This is a genomic window from Marinobacter sp. (assembly GCF_041690615.1).
In the GTDB taxonomy this organism is placed as follows: domain Bacteria; phylum Pseudomonadota; class Gammaproteobacteria; order Pseudomonadales; family Oleiphilaceae; genus Marinobacter.
On sequence record NZ_JAWLGY010000013.1, the window covers coordinates 47976 to 69672 of the forward strand.

The window sequence follows — 21697 nt, forward strand, 5'->3', positions numbered from 1 at the left end:
TACACCTCAGGCAGTCACCGGAACCCGTTCCAGCAGGCGCTGAACCACCTGGTCCGGGGTGATGCCGGCGGCTTCCGCCTCGAACGTGAGTATCAGGCGGTGACGCATGACATCCGGTGCGACCGCCCGGACGTCGTCCGGCGTCACATAGTCACGGCCGTCCAGCCACGCCAGCGCTCGGCTGCAACGATCCAGCGCGATGGTGCCCCGGGGGCTGACGCCGAACGACAGCCAGCGATCCAGGTCGTCGTCCAGGGCCAGGGGATCACGGGTTGCCAGTACCAGCGCCAGCAAATAGTCTTCCACCGCATCCGCCATGAAAACATCACTTACCGCTGAGCGGGCTTCGCTGACCTGTTCAGCTGTTACCGGCGTGGGAGTGGAGGTCTGGGGCTCCCTCGTCTGCTGACGCACAAGGTGGAGAATTTTCCGCTCGGCGGACGGTTCCGGATAACCGATGGTGACATGCATCAGAAAGCGGTCCAGTTGGGCTTCCGGCAATGGGTAGGTGCCTTCCTGTTCGATGGGGTTCTGGGTGGCCATCACCATGAACGGCTCCGGCAACGGGAAAGTACGCATGCCCACACTTACCTGACGCTCGCCCATGGCTTCCAGCAGGGCCGACTGTACCTTGGCCGGGGCCCGGTTGATTTCGTCCGCCAGCACCAGGTTGTGGAACACCGGGCCGGGCTGGAATTCGAACTGACCGGTTTCAGGGCGGAAGATCTCGCTGCCGGTGACGTCGGATGGCAGCAGGTCCGGGGTGAACTGTATCCGGTGGAAGTCGCCGGTGAGGTGGCCGGCCAGGGCCTTGATGGCGGTGGTCTTGGCCAGTCCCGGCGCTCCCTCGACCAGCAGGTGACCGTCCGCCAGAAGGGTGATCAGCAGGCGCTCGACGAGGGCGTGCTGACCAATGATCTGTTCCGTGAGGTGCTGTTTGAGTTCGCCAAAAATCTGTTGCAGGGAGGACATGGATCGGGCTACTCCGGAAGTGGTGCTGTCTCGGTTTTACCGTATGAAGTTTTCGCCAATTTACAGCAAATTATCAAGGGTTTGACTATGCTGGACTTACCATTCGTTCACATCAGTGCCGGCATCCAGAGCCGGGCACCCGGACCACAGAGGTGATTGATGAATACCCTGACCGTAACCAGCAAGGAACAGTTCCTTGAGCAACTGGATGAGGAATTAGTCCGCAAGCTGCCGAAGAAGGAAGCGGAACGGATCGGGCACTTCAGTCGTCAGCACCTGATGCATCTGCCCCTGGACGAGCTGCTCAGCCGGACCTTCCACGATACCTACGGTGCGGTGCTCGCAGCTTGGCAGTTCCTGCAGAAGCGACCGGAGGGCAAGACCCCGGTCAGCGTCTTCAATCCTGATCTCGAAAGCGATGGCTGGCAGTCCACACACACCGTCATCTTTATTCTGCACCCGAACATCCCGTTTCTCATTGACTCGGTTCGCATGGCCATCAACCGGCGGGATATTGGCACCCATACCATTCATCACTCGATTCTGGCGGTAGAACGGGACAGCGACGGTGCGCTGGTGTCGCTGGCGGCACCGGGTGAAAACGACGAGGCCCGCCACGAAGCCTTTATCGTACTGGAGATTGACCGGCACAGCGACCAGCAGGACCTGACCAACCTGGAGCACCTTCTGCAGGAGGTACTGCATGAGGTTCGCATTGTGGTGTCAGACTTTGATGCCATGAAGCAAAAAGCCCTGGAAATCGCCGGTGAGCTGGACAGTTCCCCGGCGGATATCACACCGGACGATGTGCAGGAGGCCAGGGCCTTCGTAGATTGGCTGATTGACGATCACTTCACCTTCCTGGGTTACGACGAGTACGATTTCGTCAGCGACAAGAAAGGCACCAACGTATGCCGGGTGGAAAACTCGGAACTGGGCATTCTGCGGGTCAACAATGAACGCAGTGCCAAGGTGGCCATGCGTGAACTGCCACGGCGTACCCGCAGCCAGATGACCCGCACCGATGAGCTGTTTATCTTTGCCAAATCCGCCCAGCGGTCCCGGGTACATCGTCCCGCCTACCCCGACTATATCGCGGTAAAGAAATTCAACAGCAAGGGGCAGGTGGTGGGTGAACGCCGCTTCCTGGGGCTGTATACCTCCCGCGCCTACAGTGGTCGGCCGGAAGATATCCCGTTGTTGCGTCGCAAGGTAAAGGCGGTGGTGGAACGCTCCGGCTTCCTGAAAGATGACTACGCCGGCAAGGAGCTGGACCAGATACTGACGGTCTACCCCCGGGATGAGCTGTTCCAGATCGAACGGGACGAGTTATACCAGACCGCCCTGGACATTCTCTACATCCAGGAACGGCGTCAGATCCGGCTGTTCATGCGTGAAGACGTGTACGGTCAGTTTGTCACCTGCCTGGCCTTCTTCCCCCGTGACATCTACAACACCGAGTTGCGGTTGCGCGTTGAGGAGGTGTTGTGTGAGCGTCTTGAGGCTGAAGACATCAGTTTTGTCACCCACTTTTCCGAATCCGTGCTGGCCCGGGTCCAGTTCACGATCCGTGTGCCCAGGGCCGGTAACCGGCGTTTGCCGGTTGCGGAAATCCAGGAGCGGGTGATCGAACTGGCCCAGTCCTGGCGTGATGGCCTGTCCGAGGCGCTCCACGAGACCTGGGGCGAAGAGCGTGGCAATGAGCTGATGCGGTGCTATGCGTCGGCCTTCCCGGCCAGCTACCAGGACATGTTCTCACCCCGGCGGGCGGCCATCGACCTGGAACACATCTGTGCGGTCTCCGAGGGGCGTCCCCTGGCTATGAGCTTCTATCGGGCGCTGGAAGAGGATGAAAGCACGGTACACTTCAAGTTGTTCAATCCCACCGAGCAGTTGCCCCTCTCCGATGTCATGCCGATCTTCGAGAACCTGGGATTCCGGGTAATCGGCGAGCACCCTTTCGAGATCCAGGACCATGAAGGGAACGTGGTGTGGATCCACGACTTCTCGTTACAGGCCCGGGCCGGGACAGTGGTGGATATTCATCGCATCCGGCCGATTTTCGAGGAGCTTTTCGAGCGGGTCTGGTTCGGCGAAGCGGAAAACGATGCGTTCAACAAGCTGTTGCTGTCGGCCTACCTGGGCTGGCGGGACATTGCCATCCTTCGTACCTATGCCCGTTACATGCGGCAGATTCGCTTCAGTAACAGTCAGACCTTTATCGCCAATACCCTGGTCAACCATGTGGAGCTGGCCAACCTGGTGCTGCAGATGTTCGACACCCGCTTCAACCCGGCGCGCCAGCAAAGCCAGGCGAAAAGCGATGCAGCTCAGCAGAAACTGGAACTGGAATTCAACGCCGGACTGGACGAGGTGGACAACCTGAGTGAAGACCGGGTGCTGCGGCTCTACCTGGACCTGATCCGGGCCACCCTGCGCACCAGCTTTTTCCAGCGGGACGGCAATGGTCAGCCCAAATCCTATATCAGCGTCAAGCTGGACCCCACGAAAATTCCGGACATGCCGCTGCCGTTGCCAATGTTCGAGATTTTTGTCTATTCCCCCCGGGTGGAGGGGGTCCACCTGCGGGGTGGCAAGGTGGCCCGGGGCGGTCTGCGCTGGTCGGACCGTTTTGAGGACTACCGCACTGAAATACTGGGCCTGGTGAAGGCGCAGCAGGTGAAAAACGCGGTCATCGTGCCGGTGGGCGCCAAGGGGGGCTTCGTGGCCAAGCGGTTGCCTGACCCGTCCGACCGTGAGGCCTTCCAGGCAGAGGGTATCGAGGCCTACAAGACCTTTATCCGCGGCTTGCTGGACATTACTGACAACCTGGTGGATAACGGCATACAGCCGCCGCAGGACGTGGTTCGCCGCGACGGTGATGACCACTACCTGGTGGTGGCCGCTGACAAGGGCACGGCCACCTTCTCCGATATCGCCAACGGTCTGGCGGCGGAATACGGCTTCTGGATGGGTGATGCCTTCGCATCCGGGGGCAGCCACGGCTATGACCACAAGAAAATGGGCATTACCGCCCGGGGTGCCTGGGTGTCGGTGGAACGACACTTCCGGGAGCTGGGCATCAACCCGGCCAATGATACGTTCTCGGTGATTGGTATCGGTGACATGGGCGGTGATGTGTTCGGCAACGGCCTGCTGCGTTCCGACAAGGCACGCCTGGTGGCCGCTTTCAACCATATGCACATCTTTGTGGACCCGGATCCGGACCCGGCGAAAAGCTTTGCCGAGCGCAAGCGTCTGTTCGAAATGCCGCGGTCGGCCTGGTCTGACTATGACGAGTCCCTGATTTCCGAAGGCGGCGGCGTGTTCAGCCGTAACGCCAAGTCGATTCCGGTGAGTCCCCAGATGAAAAAACTGCTGGACATCAAATCGGACCGGGTACCGCCGAACATGCTTATCGGTCACATTCTCAAGGCCCGGGCGGACCTGTTGTGGATTGGTGGCATCGGCACCTACGTCAAGTCGGCCCACGAATCCAACGCTGAAGTGGGGGACAAGGCCAATGATGGCCTGAGGATCAACGGCCGCGACCTGCGCTGCCGTATTATCGGCGAGGGGGGCAACCTGGGCATGACCCAGCTGGGGCGCATTGAATTCGCCCTCAACGGCGGCCGCCTGAACACGGACTTCATTGATAACTCCGGCGGCGTGGATTGCTCTGACCATGAAGTCAACATGAAGATCCTGCTCAACCGGGTGGTGGCTGCCGGCGACCTGACGGAAAAACAGCGTAACCGCATGCTTGAGGACATGACGGAAGAAGTCGCCGACCTGGTCCTGGCCAATAACTACCGTCAGACCCAGGCACTGAGTGTGGCGAATGATGAAGTTGCCAGCCGCATGGAAGAGTACCGGCGCCTGATCAATGGCCTGGAAGCCGAGGGCAAGCTTAACCGGGAACTGGAGTTCCTGCCGGATGACGAGGCCCTGGAGGAGCGCAAGGCCGCTGGCAAGGGGCTGACCCGGCCGGAACTGTCTGTGCTGATATCCTACGTGAAAGGCGACCTGAAGCAGACCCTGGTGGACAGTGACCTGCCGGACGACCCGCTGCTGGTATCAGAGATGTACAAGGTCTTCCCCCGGCCCATGGTGGAAAAATTCCCCAAAGAGCTGGAGGCCCACCAGTTGCGGCGTGAGATCATCGCCACCCAGATTGCCAACGATATGATCAATCACATGGGCATCACCTTTGTGGACCGGCTCACCCAGTCCACGGGCGCCGATGCCCCGGCCATCGCCCTGGCCTGGATCATCGCCCGGGACGTCTTCAGCCTGGACACCTGGTGGCGCAAGATCGAGGAGCTGGATTATCAGGTGCCGGCCAGCCTGCAGATCAGCCTGATGAACGACCTGATGCGTCTGGTGCGCCGGGCGGTTCGCTGGCTGCTGCGCAACCGTCGCAGTGAACTCAATATCCAGTCACACCTGGACCGGTTTACCGACAGTATTGCCAGAATTTCTGCCAACCTGCCGGACTACCTGGGACAGGGGGCCGAAAAGGACTGGAAAGGCGAGCTGGAAAAACTGGAAAAACAGGGCGTTCCCGCTGACCTGGCGGCGGTGGTATCGGGTAGTTCGTACCTATACTCCGCCCTGGGGATAATCGAGGCCCAGGAGTCGGCCGGCGTGCCCCTCAAGACCGTGGCCAATCTTTACTATACGCTGGGGGAGCGCCTGGACCTGAACTGGTTCGCCGCCGCCATCGCCAACCTCAAGCCCCAGTCCCACTGGCAGGCCCTGGCCCGTGAAAGCTTCCGGGAAGACCTGGACTGGCAGCAGCGGGCCCTGACCACCGGGGTGCTGAGGATGGCGGACGACCACCACAAGGTGGACGAATGCGTGGAAAGCTGGATGACCCAGCACGAGACCATGGTCCGCCGCTGGAAAACCATGCTGGCCGAGCTCAAGAGTGCGCGGCAGCCGGAGTATGCCATGTTTTCGGTGGCCCTGCGGGAGCTGCTGGACCTGGCGCAAAGCAGCATACACGCGCCCCTGACCGACTGAGCCCGCATGCCGTTCCTGTGGCTGCCGGGCCGCGGTGGTACTTCCGGGTGTTGCGATTCTGCCATGAATGCCGTTCAATTCGCCCCACCCGGAGGTCGGCCAGGCGTCATGTCGCGCTGACTTCCAGAGTCACAGGCTGAGGGAAGCACATGACGGCAAGAAAGGCATCCAACCGGGACCAGTCCCCAGGGGTGAACGCCCTGGCGGCGCTGGAGCGAAACGCCAACCTGCTCAGGGGTCGTACCGGATTGCTGGGTTTGTCGCTCCCCGTGCTGCCCGCCGTGCCATCCGCTGCCCCACCGCTGGTGATCACCGAGCATGCCGGCGTGGCTTCTGCGCTGGAGCATCAAGGCGGTTGCCGGGTGCAGTTTGGCTACCAGCTGCCAGAGGCGGACCGGCGCTCGCTCGATACACTGGTGATTTTCGTGCCCAAGGCCCGTGAAGCCCTGACCATGCAGCTGGCCCTGGCCAGCCACCTGCTGGTGGAGCAGGGGCTGGTGATACTGGTCGGAGAAAAACGCGAAGGTATTGCCGGCGCCGCCCGCCAGCTGCAGGCGCTGGCTCCGGCGGCGGAAAAAGTGGACAGTGCCCGTCATTGCCAGGTGTGGACAGCCCGGCTGCCGGTGGCGGAGGAATCCTTTGATGTCCGGCAATGGGTGCGCTGGCATGACGTTGCCTGTGCAGGCACTCAGGTCGCTGTTGCCGGTATGCCGGGCATCTTCAGTGATGGTCGCCTGGATGAGGGCACGGCCCGGCTGCTGGAGACCCTGGCGGAGATCCCCGTCAGGGGGCCGGTGCTCGACTTTGCCTGTGGCGCCGGCGTCATCGGCGCCTGGCTTCAGTCCCGGTTCGCCGATTGCGGGCCCGTGGATGGTGTTGATGTCCAGGCCCAGGCCGTGTTCTGCGCCCGACAGACCTACGACCGCAACCGGGCAGGCGGCCGCATCGTCGCAAGCGATGGCCTGCCGGAAGAACTGGGGCTTTATCAGACGATTGTCACCAATCCGCCCTTCCACAGTGGTGTCCGGACTGATACGTCCATGACCGAGACCTTTCTGCGGCAGGTGCGGCGTCATCTGCAGCCAGGCGGAGAGTTGCGGCTGGTGGCCAACCGGTTCCTGCCTTATCGGGAGCTGATCAGGGCGCACATCGGGCCCTGTGAGGTACTGTCCGAAGACAGGCGCTTTACCGTTTACCAGGCTTTTCGGGAAAAAACTGCCCGGGGGAGGGCGCGTTGACACGTCCTGATGACAACGGCGCCGGGTTTCCGGCAGGCAACAGGCAGCTGTCCCTGAGCCGGCCCCATGGCGGCGGCCGAAGTCTCAGAGCCTGGGACGCTGCCGATGAACAGCTGGTTGCCGAAGCCCTGTCCAGGCTCGAACCCGGGCAACGGGTTGCCGTGGTGGATGACAGTTTCGGTGCGCTGGCACTGGGACTCGCGAGCCTTGAGCCGGACGTGGTGGCTGACAGTGCGGCACTGGCGGAGGGACTGGCCGTTAATGCCAGGGCCAACGGCCTGCCGGTACCTGCCGTTATCAGCTGGCAATCGGTACTGGAAGCCCATCAATCTGAAAGCGGTTCCGCGCCGGGGACGGGCGATTATGACGCGGTGATTCTCAAGGTGCCCCGACAACTGGAATACCTGGCATTCCTGTTGCGATGGTGCAACCAGGTGCTCCGGCCCGGTGGCTGGCTGCTGACCGGGGGCATGATCAAACACCTGCCGGACCAGGCTGTCCGCGTCTATCAGGAGCTGGTGGAAACTGAAGCCGTACTGCCGGCAAAGAAAAAGGCCCGCCTGGTACTGTGCCGGCCTGGAACCGCAACCCTGACGGGCTGGGACCGGTTGTGGCGGGGCTACAGCGTTCCGGGACGGGCAGCGCCGGTACAGGGGTTGCCCGCGGTTTTTGCCCGGGAGCGCCTGGATATTGGCAGCCTCGAGCTGTTGCCCTTCATCGAGCAGGCCGTTTCATCCCTGCCCGGGGAGGCGAACGTACTGGACCTGGCCTGCGGCAATGGCCTGCTCGGCCTGACAGCCCTGGCTGTGCGCCCGGACCTGGCTGTCAGCTTTGCGGATATTTCATCCCAGGCCATGATCAGCACCCGGGCCAATGTGGCCGCCACCGGGCTGGCCGCGGTTTCCGGGCGGTGTCGCTATTACCACTCCGACGGGGTACCGGCCGGGTCAGGACCTTTCCGACTGGCCCTGCTGAACCCGCCTTTCCATGAGGGTGGCGCCGTGGGGGATCACATTGCCCTGCGGCTGTTCCGGGAGGCGTCCCGGGAGCTGTCCGCCGATGGCGAACTGCTGGTGGTGGGTAACCGTCATTTGGGGTACCACCACAGCCTGCGCGCTTCGTTCACGGAGGTGGAGCAGTTGCATGCGTCCCCACGCTTTGTGGTGTTCCGGTGTGCAGGCCCTCGTCAGGCTGGTGGGCGGTCGTAGCCCATCCTGGCCAGGGTGTCGACGATGGTCTGGGTCTGGCTGTCCACCTCGATGTTTACCCGCTCGCCCTCGCGGATATTGGAGAAGGTGGTGGCCCGCAGGGTTTCCGGGATCAGATGAACATTAAACCGGTTACCGTCTACATCGCCAATGGTCAGACTGGCGCCGTTCACGGCGATGTAACCTTTCGGAAACAGGTACTTCTGCCAGGCTTCGGGCACTTCAAAGGTGAGGGTGCAGTTGTTTTCCGGCTGTTCCCGGGTCACCACCCGGGCCGTGCAGTGAATATGGCCGGACAACAGGTGACCGCCGATCTCGTCGCCAATGCGGGCGGCCCGTTCAAAGTTGACCTGGCTGCCGCCGGCAAGCCGGCCCAGCGTGGTCAGTCGCAGGGTTTCCTGCATGGCGTCAAACCAGAGCCTGTTGCCCTCCTGCGCTGTGACCGTCAGACAGGTACCGTTGATAGCGACTGACGCGCCGATGGACACGCCTTCAAGGCTACCCTCGGGAAAACCAATCACAAAGGTGGTCAGCCCGGGCCGGCTGTCCAGCGATTCCACCGTGGCAATACCCTGCACGATACCGGTAAACATGGTTGCACCTCGTTACATTTCGGAACGGGCAAGTGTATCGCCCCGGGGGTAAGCTATCAAAACGCTTTCGACGCTTCCCGGCGGTTAAAGAATCCCGTCCGGGGGGCGATAACCTTTCAGGGCCCCTGTCTTCCTGCGGCTGACAGCGCGTCCGGACACCTGCCCGCGACGTGGTATGCAGGGCACCCCGTAAAAAACCGGCTGACAGTAATGGCAGATTCCAACCTGAAAACCCGCGATACCGGCAACCCGGGGCAGGCACCAGTGCTTCGCCCGGGCCGGCCCGCGGACCCTGAAGCCACCGGTCAGTTGGCGACGGCCCATACCGGCCCGGAGAGGGAACCGGAGAATCCGCCAGTGGAAGTACCGCCAGAAGGTCGGCCCGCGCAATCACAGACTGGGTCGGATGAGACCGGGCCAGGTCGACCGGACGGAGGTGGCAGGGCTCAGGCGGGCGTGGACGCTGCCGATCCCGCGTCGGAATCGGAAGAGTCGGAATCGGAAGAGATGGAGCGCCGCTATGCCGAGTCCTACCAGCGCCGGTTGCGCCGGTTGCTGCGCCAGTGTGAGCGGGTCAACCTGCTGGATTTCAACATCCTCTCCCTGTCCGGCTGGCCGGACAGCTATACACTCAGTGCGGCCCGCCGGCGCCGCGACAGCTGGTTGTTGTCAGCCACGGTGGCAGCCCTGGTCTTTCTCAGCGGCCTGACCGGCATGGTGCCGGCCTGGATTGCCGGGGGTGGCTTTGGGGCCTTCGTGGTTATCCTGCTGCTGGGAGTGCCATTTGTTCGGCGGTTGTATACCTCCAGTCCCTCCTATCTTGACCTGATTTTCCAGCGCCAGCAGTTGCTGCGGGATGCCCGGCGCCATGTGGCCCATCTGGAGGGCGAACTGGGGCTGATCTGGCAATGCAATGAGCTGTCCGAGTTCAACCCGACCCTGGCGGCGCCCCGGTTCAGTACCCTTCGCCACCTGTCGGAGCAGCGACGGCTGGCAGCGTCGCTGACCCGTCGGGAACATTTCCGCTTGTACCTGATCTTCATGCTGGAGGCGGAAAAAGCCTACGAACGCATGCAGAACGCCTATTTTGAAGGACACCAGAAAGCTATCGACCGGGGCTGGCAGTCTGTGGCGCAAACCATGACCGAACCCGGGCCGGAGAGAAACCCGGAAGCCGACCAGGTGGTAGAGCACCAAGGGCAGGGGGAGAACACGGCGTCGGACCAGGCGGCTCCGGAGGCATCAGGGCAGGCCGGGCAGGAGCGCAGGCGAGCTTGACAGTGTTTCGTTTGAAACGTATGTTTTAAACACTCGTTTTCTTGAAGGAATATCTCGTGGCGCAGTCAGATACAGTTGACCGGATCCTCGATGCTGCGGAGGAGCTCTTCGCTGACCGCGGTTTCGCAGAAACCTCCCTCAGAATGATAACCAGCAAGGCCGGTGTCAACCTGGCGGCGGTGAACTATCATTTCGGTTCCAAGAACGCGTTGATTCAGTCTGTCTTCGCTCGCTTCCTGACCCCTTATTCGGCCACCCTCGACGCCGAGTTCGATGAGCTCGAAGCCCGTCCCGGCGAACGGGACCTGACCGTGGAGGAAATCCTCGGCGCCCTCACCGGAAGCGCCGTGCGGATGCCCCAGCGCAACGAACGCGGCATTTCCATCTTCATGCGCCTGCTGGGCCTGGCCTATACTCAGTCCCAGGGACATCTGCGGGAATACCTGGAAGAGGAATACCGGGCCATTTTCAGCCGTTTCATGTCACTGCTGAAGCAGGCCACTCCGCAGCTCACCTCTGTGGACCGGTACTGGCGCATCCAGTTCATGCTGGGGGCTACCGCCTTTACCATGTCTTCCAGTGATGCCCTCCGGGATATCCTCCAGACCAAGACCGGGGTGGAAACGCCGATCCAGGAGATTGCTGCCCGCCTGATCCCCTTCCTGGCAGCGGGGATGCAGGCGCCGGACCTGATGATGGTGCCAAGGTCCGAGGCCGCCGTAGCCGGGAAACGCACCGCAGGCTGACGCCCCGCTCCACCGCCCGGCGGGACTTTGCAGTTGCCTCCCTTCGCCGGGTTCGCTAGCCTTTGCTCCTCGATTTCTTTCTGGCAGGAGCACCGGCTTGACCTTTCAACGTTCTTCCCGCTTCGGGGAGCCGCAGGTGATCATCAGTCTCAGTGACCAGAGGCTGGACTGGTTCGGTCCGCAAGGTGAGCATCTGAGCTGGCCGGTCTCCACGGCGAGCAATGGTCCCGGTGAAGCCCAGGACTCCGGTTGCACACCACGGGGCCGTCACTATGTCCGCGCCCTGGTTGGCAGGGGAGCGCCCCAGGGTACTGTATTTGTTGCCCGTCGCCCCACCGGTGAGCTATGGACCCCCGCCATGTCCCGGGAGCAGCCGCAACGGGACTGGATCCTCACCCGCATCATCTGGCTGTGTGGCCTTGAAAAGGGAATTAACCGTGGCCCCGGTGTCGATAGCTTCCGCCGTTTCATATACATTCACGGCACCCCGGACAGCGAGCCCATGGGGGAGCCCCGATCCCATGGCTGCATCCGCATGCGAAACCGGGATGTGATCGACTTGTTCGACCGGCTGTCGGCAGGTACACCGGTGACTATCGAGCCTGATGCCACCGCTTTGTATTAAGAATCGTAAGAGGAGATCTCTGTGGAGGAAACCCCGGAGCTGCTGACCAGCTGGATGGACAGCTGGAACCTGCTGTCCCAGAGCTGGCGAGTCGCTATTGTGGTATTCGGCCTGGTGTTTGCCACGGCAACCCTGGCGTTTCTGATCAGCCGTATCATTCTGATGCTGGAGCGACGATTCGAGCGTTCCAGTAACCTCTGGGACGATGCCGTCCTGCACGCCCTGCGAAGGCCCATGATCGGCTTTGTCTGGCTGCAGGGTGTCTATTGGGCGGCCGAGGTGGCCCACAAGTTCTCCGAAGCCGAGATTTTTTCCGCCAACGACAAGCTGCTCGAGCTGGGCTTCGTTTTTATCATCGTATGGACCCTGTTCGGGGTGATCAAGCAGGCGGAAGAGATCCTGGCTTCTCCCGTCAAGATGAAGCGGCCGATGGATTACACCACGGTCAATGCCATCAGCAAGCTGTTGCGGGCCGTGGTGGCGATCACGGCGCTGCTCACGGTCATGCAGTCACTGGGCTACAGTATTTCCGGTGTGCTGGCCTTTGGTGGCGTGGGTGGTATTGCGGTGGGCTTCGCCGCCAAGGATCTGCTGGCCAACTTTTTCGGCGGTTTTATCATCCACCTGGACCGGCCGTTCAAGGTGGGTGACTGGATCCGCTCGCCGGACCGGGAAATTGAGGGTACGGTGGAGGTCATCGGCTGGCGTCTGACCACTATCCGTACCTTCGACAAGCGTCCCCTGTACGTTCCCAATGCGGTGTTTACCCAGATTGCGGTGGAGAATCCTTCGCGGATGCAGAATCGCCGTATCTACGAAACGATTGGCATCCGCTATGCCGACGTGAAGGAAATGTCCGATATTGTCGCGGACATCCGGCAGATGCTGGAGAATCACGAGGAAATCGACACCAACCAGACGCTGATCGTCAACTTCCTCAGCTTTAACAGTTCGTCGCTGGATATCATGATTTACACCTTTACCCGGACGACCCAGTGGGTGAAGTATCATGAGGTCAAGCAGGACGTATTGCTGAAAATCAGTGACATTATCGAGTCCTATGGTGCCGAGGTGGCCTTCCCCACGCGCACACTGCATGTGGCGGAGACCGTCCGCATTGACCGGGAGGAGCGCCGGGGAGGCGATGACCCTGAAGCGGCAGCTGACGACGGCGGGCGCGATGACGATCGCCATCAAGGGCGCCGGCAGCGTGACAACAAAGGCAGGGCAGCTGACCGGGGACCCGTGCGGGAGCCCTCTGGTCCGGGCCAGGAGACCACCCATGGTGATGAGGGCGAATCATGACCATAACCGCTGAAACGACACGCGCGGCGGGCGAGACGGCCATTATCGGCGGTACCGGCCTGACTGAGCTCGAAGGCCTGACTGTCGTTGATGAGCAGGTTATTGATACGCCCTGGGGAGCTCCGTCAGGTCCGGTAGTGCGGGGAGATTTCCGTGGACACCCGGTGCTGTTCCTGGCCCGCCATGGTCACCCCCATCGTATTCCTCCCCATCAGGTGAATTACCGGGCGAACCTCTGGGCCCTGCGTGAGGCGGGAGCGGCGCGGGTTATCGGGGTGAACGCCGTGGGCGGTATTACCCCGGCCATGGGACCGGCGCGGATTGCCATCCCCCACCAGATTATTGATTACACCTGGGGGCGGGGTCATACGTATTTTGAGCAGGTGGGAGGCGCCATGCTGGAGGGCGTTACCCATATCGACTTTACCTTTCCCTACGACGAAACCCTACGCCAGGCATTGCTGGCGGCGGCGTCACGGCGCCAGGTCGTGGCGGTGGACCATGGGGTTTATGGCGCAACCCAGGGACCTCGGCTGGAGAGCGCTGCAGAAGTCACCCGGCTGGAACGGGATGGCTGCGACCTGGTGGGCATGACCGGTATGCCGGAAGCGGCGCTGGCGGCTGAGCTGGGGCTACCCTATGCCTGCCTGGCCCTGTCGGTGAACTGGGCGGCAGGCAAGTCGGATCACATCATTACCATGGACGAAATCGCCCAGGCCCTCGCCGAGGGCATGAGCAGCGTGAAGGCCATCCTTGAAGAGGTCATTCCGGTCCTGAAAACGCCATAGCCGGTCCGTTGCAACCGGGCCCGTCCTGAAGGGTTAAGGGAGCCGGGCCCGGACATGGATCGGGCGTCGGCTTTGTATCCCGGGGTCAGTCAACCGGACGGAAGTAGATCAGCACACCAATGGTGGGGGAGTCCACGAAATGGATTTCCTTGCTGCGCATGCGCCGGGTTTCACGGATCCATGTCACCAGTTCCTTGTCCGCAGCCGCGGACTGCACGGAAGGGCTGATCGCTGCCGTGTCGTTCTCGTCGGCTGTTACTGGCGCGCTGCCCGGGTCCTGGTCCCCACCGTTGCGGGTATCCCCGTCACCGCTGTCTTCGATCGTCTCCACCCTGTTGTCCCCGGTGGCCTCGCGCCAGTGGTTCAGTGCCACAGTGACCAGCAGGTAGCGGCGACGGTTGATCTCGATGGTACCTTCAATGGACCGGTGCCCGGCCGCCTCCAGGAAATCACCAAGCTCAATGGTCAGCGGCTCGCCGTTATAATTGTTGGGGAAGCTCTCGATCCAGCCAGTCTTCATCAGCACCCGGTATTTGCCACTGCTCTCGAGTCTGGCGGCGGCGTTGTTGAGCGTCAGGTTGGATGTGGTATCCAGGTCTGAGGCGCGGTTACCGGCACTGTCGACCACCCAGAGGCGTTTGCTGCTTTCTGCCCGTCCCGGCATCTTTCCGGCCATATTCTCCTGAATAAGCGGGTCGGCCAGTCTTTCCAGCACGACGATTTCGGCGCGGTAACGGTCCTGGGCCTGGGCAGCGGCAGACAGAACCGTCAGCAGGGCCAGGGTGGCAAGCACTCGGCTGGCGAACGTAAGGGCCGGTTTGTACAAGGGGTGTCTCCTGATCCAATCGTCGGAATTGATGGCCAGGTACGTGGTGGCCGGCCATCTCCTTATCCTCCCGGGGCGATGCACTACACCAGTTCCGCCAATGCCGCCGAGATGGCGTCGAGTTTACCATCGGTTGTGTCGTCTTTCAGCCGAACACTGAAGGTATTCGCCCCCTCCAGTCGGTACTGGTCCGGAGCCTGCTGCACCTTCTGTACCAGCCTGAGGGGGTCAACGGTGGTGGCGTTGCCGAACTCCAGCTTCAGCCATTCCCGGCCAGCGTCCACCTTGACCACGCCGAGGGCCTCTGCGCGGATGCGCAGGCTGCTCTGGCGAATGAGGTTTTTCGCGGGCTGGGGCAACAGGCCGAACCGGTCGATCATTTCCACCTGCAGCTCCTTGAGCTCGTCCTCGGTTTTCACGCTGGCGATGCGCTTGTAAAGCATGAGGCGGTTGTGCACATCCGGCAGGTAGTCATCCGGAATCAGCGCAGGAATGCGCAGGTTCATTTCCGTGCCGTGGCTCAGGGGCAGGTCGGCATTGGGGGTGCGGCCTTCGCGGATCGCCTGCACGGCCTCATCCAGCAACTGCATGTAGAGCGTGAAGCCGATGCTTTCAATCTGACCGCTCTGTTCGTCCCCCAGCAGTTCGCCGGCGCCGCGGATTTCCAGGTCGTGGGTGGCGAGCATAAAGCCGGCGCCCAGGTCCTGGGCCTCGGAAATGGCATCCAGCCGTTTACGGGCATCCGCGGTCATGGCCTTGGGGGGCGGAGTCAGCAGGTAGGCGTAGGCCTGGTGGTGGGAGCGGCCGACACGGCCCCGCAACTGGTGAAGCTGGGCCAGGCCGAACTTGTCCGCCCGCTCGATAATGATGGTATTGGCGCTGGGAATGTCGATGCCGGTCTCGATGATGGTGGTACACACCAGCACATTGAAGCGCTTGTGGTAGAAGTCCGACATGATCTGTTCCAGCTCCCGCTCCCGCATCTGTCCGTGGGCCACGCCGACCCGGGCCTCGGGAATAAGGGTGCGTAGATCTTCAGCGGCTTTCTGGATGGTGGCCACATCATTATGCAGGAAATACACCTGACCGCCCCGCAGGATTTCCCGCAGGATGGCCTCCTTGACCATGGCGCTGTCTTTCTGCCGCACGAAGGTTTTTACCGACAGTCGGCGGGCCGGAGGGGTGGCGATGATGGACAGGTCCCGCAGGTGGCCCATGGCCATGTTCAGGGTACGCGGTATGGGGGTGGCGGTCAGTGTGAGCATGTCCACTTCGGCCCGCAGGGCCTTGAACTTTTCCTTCTGGCCAACACCGAAACGGTGCTCCTCGTCGATGATCACCAGGCCGAGGTTGCTGAAGCGGATATCGCCCTGCAGCAACTTGTGGGTGCCGATGACGATATCCGCCTTGCCCTCTTCGATGCGCTCGATGGCCTTGCGGGTCTCGCCCGTACTGCGGAAGCGGGACAGCAGTTCCACGGTGACCGGGGTATCAGAGAAACGGTCCCGGAAGGATTCATAGTGCTGCTGGGCCAGCAGGGTGGTAGGCACCAGCACCGCCACCTGTTTGCCGGACCAGGTGGCAATAAAAGCGGCGCGCATGGCGACCTCGGTCTTGCCGAAGCCCACGTCGCCACACACCAGCCGGTCCATGGGACGCTCACCGGTCATGTCCTCGATCACCCGCTCAATCGCTGCCTGCTGGTCCGGGGTTTCCTCGAACGGGAAACCGGCGGCAAAGTGCCGGTAGGCGTCCTCCGGGTCACTGAACTGGAAGCCCTGGCGAGCTTCCCGGCGGGCATACACGTCCAGTAGTTCCGCGGCGGTATCGCGGATCTTCTCCATGGCCTTCTGCTTGGCATTGCTCCAGCGGTCCGTGCCCAGCTTGTGCAGGGGCGCGTGCTCGGTATCCGAGCCGGAATAGCGGGAGATCAGGTGCAGACTGGAAACCGGTACATAGAGTTTGGAGCCGCCGGCGTATTCCAGGGTCAGGAATTCCGTGGCATCGCCATCCACGGTGATGGTTTCCAGTCCCTGATAACGGCCTACGCCATGGTCAATGTGTACCACAGGAGCCCCGACCCGCAGTTCCGACAGGTCGCGGTAGCCGGCGTCGTCCACTTCCGTGGGTTTCTCCCGGCGACGGCGCTGCAGTACCCGCTCGCCAAACAGCAGGGTTTCGGTGATCAGAGCCAGGCCTTCCCGGGGCAGCAACAGGCCCGGCTCCAGGGGTGCGACGGTTATGCCCAGGGTTACGTCGGACGTCAGAAACCCCTGCCAGTCGTCCACGCTCTCAACCTTGAGGCGGTTCTCGGCCAGGTTTTCCCGCAGGGCCTCGCGACGCCCGGAGGACTCGGCACAGATCAGCACCCGCCCATCGAACTCGCCGATGAACTGACGCAGACGAGCGGCGGGGTCGCTGGCACGGCCGTCCATGGCAACGTCCGGCAGCGGCTCGGAGTGCAGCGAGGTGATGCCCTGGCCGGAGCGCGTGGTTTCGCCGTGTACCAGGGTGACCCGGGGGCGCTGGCGCAACAGGCCGAAGAGCTCATCGGTTTTCAGGAACAGTTCGGCCGGCGGCACGATGGGGCGCATGCGATCGTGGCGCCGTTCCTCGTAGCGGTTGGCGGTGTCCTGCTGGAACAGGTCCACGGCTTCGTCCAGTCCGTCTGCGGTGAACACCAGGGTTTCGCCGGGCAGGTAGTCGAACAGGGTTGCGGTTTCATCATAGAAAAGAGGCAGGTAGTACTCGATACCGGCCGGTGTGATGCCCTGGGTGACGTCCTGGTAAACCGGCGCATTGCGATCGGCGTTGGGGAAGTATTCGAACCAGCGGTTGCGGAAGCCCGAGCGGGCGTCCTTGCTCCAGGGAAACTCGAAGGCCGGCAGCAGCTCCACCCGGTCAATACGCTCCATCGAGCGCTGGGTTTCCGGATCGAAGGTGCGCAGGGTCTCGATTTCGTCGTCGAACAGGTCGATGCGATAGGGCTGGGTCGCCCCCATGGGAAAAATGTCGACGATGGCCCCGCGCACGGCGTATTCCCCGTGTTCGTAGACGTTTTCCGTATGACGATAGCCGGCCGCCTCAAGCTGAAGTCGCCACTGGGCCGGATCCAGCTTCTGGCTCTCCTCCAGCAGCAGGGTGTTCCCCTGCAGGTATGAGACGGGCGGCAGCCGGTGCATCAGGGTGCGTGCCGGTACGATCAATATGGCGTGCCGGGTTTGCGGCAGGCGGTGCAGCGTACGGATGCGCCTCGATACGATGTCCTGGTGGGGAGAGAACAGGTCGTAGGGGAGGGTCTCCCAGTCGGGTAGTGACAACAGTTCCAGGCCGTCATCGGTAACGGACGTGACCTCTTCATCCGGAGGCAGGTCCAGGTAAAAGCGCACTGCCTGCTCCAGCCGGATGGCTTCGTCGGTACTGCGGGTGATCACCAGGGTCAGGCCGCCGGTGGCGCGGGCCGTTTCACTGATGGCGAGGGCGTCAGCGCTGCCGTGCAGGCGGTCCCAGATCCGGTGGTCCGCAGCCCGGGTGGGGGCGGCGGGAACAAAGTCGGCAATGGGGGTATGGGGAGTGCCCGGTTTCATCAGGGTGATCAGCTCCTGGCGTTGGCCTGGTGGTTGATGGTCGGATCATGAACGGACGGTAAGCCCTCAGCCCGGGTTTCGGCTGGCGACCGTTCCGGAAAGGGGGGTATTCTAGCGGTGACAGCCTGAACTGTCATGACAGCCCGGCGCGGATAGCCTGTCATTAAAGATCCTGCCGTTATGGTCAGGGAGCGAGACAGCGGCAGGGAAGGGCGGTCGTGGTTTGCGATCACGGAATTTAAATTGGATAATACGCACCCATTTTTTCGAGTGCCAACTTGCAGAGGTTCAAGCGTGAGTCACGAACAGATCAACCAGCACCTGTCCAACTGGACCGAGCGGGAGTCCACCGCAGAAGCGATGATCCCCCTTATCGGCCGTCTGTACCGCAAGAACAACGTGGTTACGTCGGTCTATGGCCGTGCCATCATTAACCAGTCAGTGATCGGCATCATTCGTGCCCATCGCTTTGTGCGGCAGGTGGAAGACAGCGAGCTGTCTGTGCACGACACCCTGCCGATGCTGGAGGCCATGGACAAGCTGGAGCTGGGCCAGGCTCACGTGGATATCGGCAAGCTGGCGGTCAAGTACAAGTCTGAAGGCAATGGCCGCTCCCTGGAAGACTTCCTGCGGGAGGAGATCGGCCCGGTTGTCGGTCAGTACCGTGCCGAATCCGAGAAAAACGCCGTCGAGGAAACCAAAGACGTCGTGCTCTACGGTTTTGGTCGTATCGGTCGCCTGCTGGCCCGTATCCTGATCGAAAAGGCCGGTGGCGGTAACAACCTGCGCCTGCGGGCGATCGTGGTCCGCCAGGGTGGTGCCGACAACGACCTCGAGAAGCGCGCCAGCCTCCTGCGTCGCGATTCCGTGCACGGGCCGTTTAATGGCACCATCACCGTGGACGAAGAGAACTCTGCGCTGGTTGCCAATGGTAACTTTATCAAGGTGATCTACTCCGATGGCCCGGACAAGGTGGACTACACCGAATACGGCATCAACAACGCCATCATTATCGATAACACCGGCAAGTGGCGGGACGAAGAGGGTCTGGGCCTGCACCTGAAGTCGAAAGGCGCCAGCCGGGTAATCCTGACGGCTCCGGGTAAGGGCGATATCAAGAACATCGTTTATGGCATCAACAACGATACCATTACCGATGACGACCGGATCCTGTCCGCAGCTTCCTGTACCACCAATGCCATCACGCCGGTACTCAAGGCCATTCACGACGAATTCACCATCGTCGATGGCCACGTGGAAACCGTGCACTCCTACACCAACGACCAGAACCTGATCGACAACTACCACAAGGGTAGCCGTCGTGGTCGCAGTGCCCCGCTGAATATGGTTATCACGGAGACGGGTGCCGCCAAGGCGGTAGCCAAGGCTCTGCCGCAACTGAAAGGCAAACTCAGCGGCAATGCTATCCGGGTGCCGACCCCCAACGTGTCCATGGCCATTCTCAACCTGAATCTCGACAAGGATGTAACCGTTGAGAGCGCCAACGAGTACCTGCGGGAAATGGCCCTGCACTCAGAGCTGCAGAAGCAGATCGACTTCGTCAACTCGCCGGAAGTGGTTTCCACCGACTTCGTGGGTTCCCGCCACGCCGGCGTGGTGGATGCCCAGGCTACCATCGCCAACGGCAAGCGACTGATCCTCTACGTGTGGTACGACAACGAGTTCGGCTACAGTGCCCAGGTGATCCGTTGCGTTAATCAGATGGCCGGTATCACCTACCCGATCTTCCCGAAGCGTTCCCGGGAGTGGGCCCAGGCCCTGGCTGACTGATTCTCCTGGAAAACGAAAACCCCGGCGGCCTGACGGCTCCCGGGGTTTTTTCTTGCCCCGTGGCCGGGCGTCCACTGGGCGGCCTGCCGAGGTGGTACCTCCGATGATAGGGGGCAGATCCCATAACCTGTTCAGGTTACCGGTAGAAATAGGTTGTCTTAATCTCTATAATTGGCGCGATTTTGGGTACGTCTGGCACCCGCTTCTCATCGCTTTCCTGAACACTGACCGTACACCGTGTGCAATGCCGGGCACGGTCAGCCATCATTCGGGCTGTACAAGCACCGCTTGAAACGTCGGGGAACAGGGCCGCAGGGTCAGGCGTGACAATTCCTTTTAACCAGTTCCTGATGATTGGACGAGGCTAATGATCAACATCAAAAAAGGCCTGGATCTTCCCATCAGCGGCGCTCCTGACCAGACCATCTCAGAAGGAAAGCCGGTACGCCACGTCGCGCTGATCGGTTTTGATTACAACGGCATGAAGCCGACGATGGAAGTCAAAGAGGGAGACCGCGTCAAGCGCGGGTCGCTGCTGTTTACGGACAAGAAGACCGAAGGCGTTCGCTATACCTCACCGGCAGCCGGTGTTGTAAAGGAAATCAACCGCGGTGAGCGGCGGGTGTTCCAGTCCATTGTCATCGAGATCGACGGTGACGAGGCAGAAACCTTTGCCCGCTACGGCGAAGGTGACCTGGCTTCCCTGGAGCGCCAGCAGGTGGTGGACAACCTGCTGGAGTCCGGCCTGTGGACAGCATTCCGCACCCGGCCTTTCAGCAAGGTTCCCGCTATCGACAGCACGCCCCATTCCATTTTTGTCTCCGTGATGGACACCAACCCGCTGGCAGCGGATCCGGTTGTTATCATCAGGGAACAGGCGGCCGCCTTCGAGAAGGGGTTGCAGATCCTCACCAGGCTTACCGAGGGCAAGGTTTTTGTCACCGGCAAGCCGGGTTCCGACGTGCCAGTGCCAAAATCCGATGCGGTTCAGGTGGAGCAGTTCGATGGGGTGCATCCGGCGGGTAACGTGGGCACCCATATCCACTACCTGGACCCGGTATCCCTGGGCAAGACGGTCTGGACCATCGGTTACCAGGACGTCATTGCGATTGCCAGGCTGTTTGAAACCGGTGAACTGCCGGTGGACCGGGTCGTGGCTATCGGCGGACCAAAGGCAACCAATCCCCGCCTGGTGCGTACCCGCATGGGCGCCAGCCTGGATGAGCTGCTGAAGGATGAAACCGCTACTGACTGCGACATCCGTCCGGTCTCCGGTTCTGTGTTCGGTGGCCGTCGTGGCGTTGGCCCCTGCGCCTACCTGGGGCGTTTTGATAACCAGGTTTCGGTGCTCGAGGAAGGCTACAAGCGTGATTTCATGGGCTGGTTGTCGCCTGGTGCCAACAAGTTCTCGGTATTGAACATCTACCTGTCAAAGCTGACGGGCAGGAAGAAGTTCGACTTCACCACTACCACCAATGGCAGTGAGCGGGCCATGGTGCCTGTGGGTGCCTATGAGCAGGTGATGCCACTGGATATCCTGCCGACACAGCTGCTGCGTACGCTGATTGTGGGGGATACCGAAATGGCACAGAAACTGGGTGCGCTGGAACTGGATGAAGAAGACCTGGCCCTGTGTACCTTTGTGTGTCCGGGTAAATACGAATACGGTCCGATTCTCCGTGAGAACCTGACCCGAATCGAGATCGAGGGCTAAC

At 61.6% G+C, this 21697-nt stretch carries 14 protein-coding genes; 10 read left to right on the top strand and 4 right to left on the bottom strand.

Annotation, left to right across the window (positions count from 1 at the left end; translation table 11 throughout):
* Positions 1-6: 6 nt before the first annotated feature.
* Positions 7-972 (bottom strand): AAA family ATPase, encoded by a 966-nt coding sequence (locus ACESMZ_RS10710; protein ID WP_372956311.1) that lies wholly within the window; start codon positions 970-972, stop codon positions 7-9.
* A 159-nt stretch (positions 973-1131) separates the two neighbouring features.
* Here ACESMZ_RS10710 and ACESMZ_RS10715 point away from each other — a divergent pair, with 159 nt between their 5' ends.
* The 3 genes from ACESMZ_RS10715 (at position 1132) to ACESMZ_RS10725 (ending at position 8443) form a co-directional block, all read left to right on the top strand.
* A complete protein-coding gene (locus ACESMZ_RS10715) occupies positions 1132-5997 on the top strand; it encodes an NAD-glutamate dehydrogenase (RefSeq protein ID WP_372956312.1) in 4866 nt (1621 codons plus the stop codon).
* Between the two features lie 149 nt (positions 5998-6146).
* A complete protein-coding gene (locus ACESMZ_RS10720; RefSeq protein WP_372956313.1) occupies positions 6147-7235 on the top strand; it encodes a methyltransferase in 1089 nt (362 codons plus the stop codon).
* A complete protein-coding gene (locus ACESMZ_RS10725) occupies positions 7232-8443 on the top strand; it encodes a methyltransferase (protein WP_372956314.1) in 1212 nt (403 codons plus the stop codon). The genes ACESMZ_RS10720 and ACESMZ_RS10725 overlap by 4 nt, the downstream gene beginning before the upstream one ends.
* Here the strand turns inward: ACESMZ_RS10725 and ACESMZ_RS10730 are convergent.
* Positions 8422-9036 (bottom strand): riboflavin synthase subunit alpha, encoded by a 615-nt coding sequence (locus tag ACESMZ_RS10730; RefSeq protein WP_372956315.1) that lies wholly within the window; start codon positions 9034-9036, stop codon positions 8422-8424. The genes ACESMZ_RS10725 and ACESMZ_RS10730 overlap by 22 nt on opposite strands.
* A 210-nt stretch (positions 9037-9246) precedes the next feature.
* Between ACESMZ_RS10730 and ACESMZ_RS10735 the strand changes: the two genes are divergently transcribed.
* The 5 genes from ACESMZ_RS10735 (at position 9247) to ACESMZ_RS10755 (ending at position 13778) form a co-directional block, all read left to right on the top strand.
* Entirely contained in the window at positions 9247-10314 is a 1068-nt protein-coding gene (locus ACESMZ_RS10735) for a hypothetical protein (protein WP_372956316.1), read from the top strand.
* Positions 10315-10370: 56 nt separating this feature from the next.
* Positions 10371-11060: a TetR/AcrR family transcriptional regulator gene (locus ACESMZ_RS10740; RefSeq protein ID WP_372956317.1), complete on the top strand. Its 690-nt coding sequence runs from the start codon at positions 10371-10373 to the stop codon at positions 11058-11060.
* Positions 11061-11157: 97 nt separating this feature from the next.
* Entirely contained in the window at positions 11158-11685 is a 528-nt protein-coding gene (locus tag ACESMZ_RS10745) for a L,D-transpeptidase family protein (RefSeq protein WP_372956318.1), read from the top strand.
* Between the two features lie 54 nt (positions 11686-11739).
* The gene (locus ACESMZ_RS10750) at positions 11740-12990 is read left to right on the top strand and encodes a mechanosensitive ion channel family protein (protein WP_372956474.1); all 1251 of its coding nucleotides are present in this window, start codon (positions 11740-11742) and stop codon (positions 12988-12990) included.
* Entirely contained in the window at positions 12987-13778 is a 792-nt protein-coding gene (locus ACESMZ_RS10755; protein WP_372956319.1) for an S-methyl-5'-thioinosine phosphorylase, read from the top strand. Before ACESMZ_RS10750 ends, ACESMZ_RS10755 begins: the two co-directional genes overlap by 4 nt.
* A gap of 85 nt (positions 13779-13863) precedes the next feature.
* Here ACESMZ_RS10755 and ACESMZ_RS10760 read toward each other — a convergent pair whose 3' ends face one another.
* The gene (locus ACESMZ_RS10760; protein WP_372956320.1) at positions 13864-14604 is read right to left on the bottom strand and encodes a CsiV family protein; all 741 of its coding nucleotides are present in this window, start codon (positions 14602-14604) and stop codon (positions 13864-13866) included.
* Positions 14605-14687: 83 nt separating this feature from the next.
* Entirely contained in the window at positions 14688-18191 is a 3504-nt protein-coding gene (gene mfd / locus ACESMZ_RS10765; protein WP_372956321.1) for a transcription-repair coupling factor, read from the bottom strand.
* A 294-nt stretch (positions 18192-18485) separates the two neighbouring features.
* On the opposite strand from mfd, the gene ACESMZ_RS10770 reads away from it, so the two are divergent.
* Both ACESMZ_RS10770 and ACESMZ_RS10775 read left to right on the top strand, forming a co-directional pair.
* Positions 18486-19982, top strand: a complete 1497-nt coding sequence (locus tag ACESMZ_RS10770) for a glyceraldehyde-3-phosphate dehydrogenase (protein ID WP_372956322.1) — start codon at positions 18486-18488, stop codon at positions 19980-19982.
* 367 nt (positions 19983-20349) lie between these two features.
* On the top strand, positions 20350-21696 hold the full coding sequence (locus tag ACESMZ_RS10775) for a Na(+)-translocating NADH-quinone reductase subunit A (RefSeq protein ID WP_372956323.1): 1347 nt from the start codon (positions 20350-20352) through the stop codon (positions 21694-21696).
* The last annotated feature ends 1 nt before the right edge of the window (position 21697 follow it).

Bases quoted from the DNA above. Each gene is read 5' to 3' on its own strand.
- ACESMZ_RS10750 (WP_372956474.1), top strand. From the start codon at position 11,740: ATGGACAGCTGGAACCTGCTGTCCCAGAGCTGGCGAGTCGCTATTGTG.
- ACESMZ_RS10730 (WP_372956315.1), bottom strand. From the start codon at position 9,036: ATGTTTACCGGTATCGTGCAGGGTATTGCCACGGTGGAATCGCTGGAC.
- ACESMZ_RS10720 (WP_372956313.1), top strand. From the start codon at position 6,147: ATGACGGCAAGAAAGGCATCCAACCGGGACCAGTCCCCAGGGGTGAAC.
- ACESMZ_RS10755 (WP_372956319.1), top strand. From the start codon at position 12,987: ATGACCATAACCGCTGAAACGACACGCGCGGCGGGCGAGACGGCCATT.
- ACESMZ_RS10710 (WP_372956311.1), bottom strand. From the start codon at position 972: ATGTCCTCCCTGCAACAGATTTTTGGCGAACTCAAACAGCACCTCACG.
- ACESMZ_RS10715 (WP_372956312.1), top strand. From the start codon at position 1,132: ATGAATACCCTGACCGTAACCAGCAAGGAACAGTTCCTTGAGCAACTG.
- mfd (WP_372956321.1), bottom strand. From the start codon at position 18,191: ATGAAACCGGGCACTCCCCATACCCCCATTGCCGACTTTGTTCCCGCC.
- ACESMZ_RS10735 (WP_372956316.1), top strand. From the start codon at position 9,247: ATGGCAGATTCCAACCTGAAAACCCGCGATACCGGCAACCCGGGGCAG.
- ACESMZ_RS10775 (WP_372956323.1), top strand. From the start codon at position 20,350: ATGATCAACATCAAAAAAGGCCTGGATCTTCCCATCAGCGGCGCTCCT.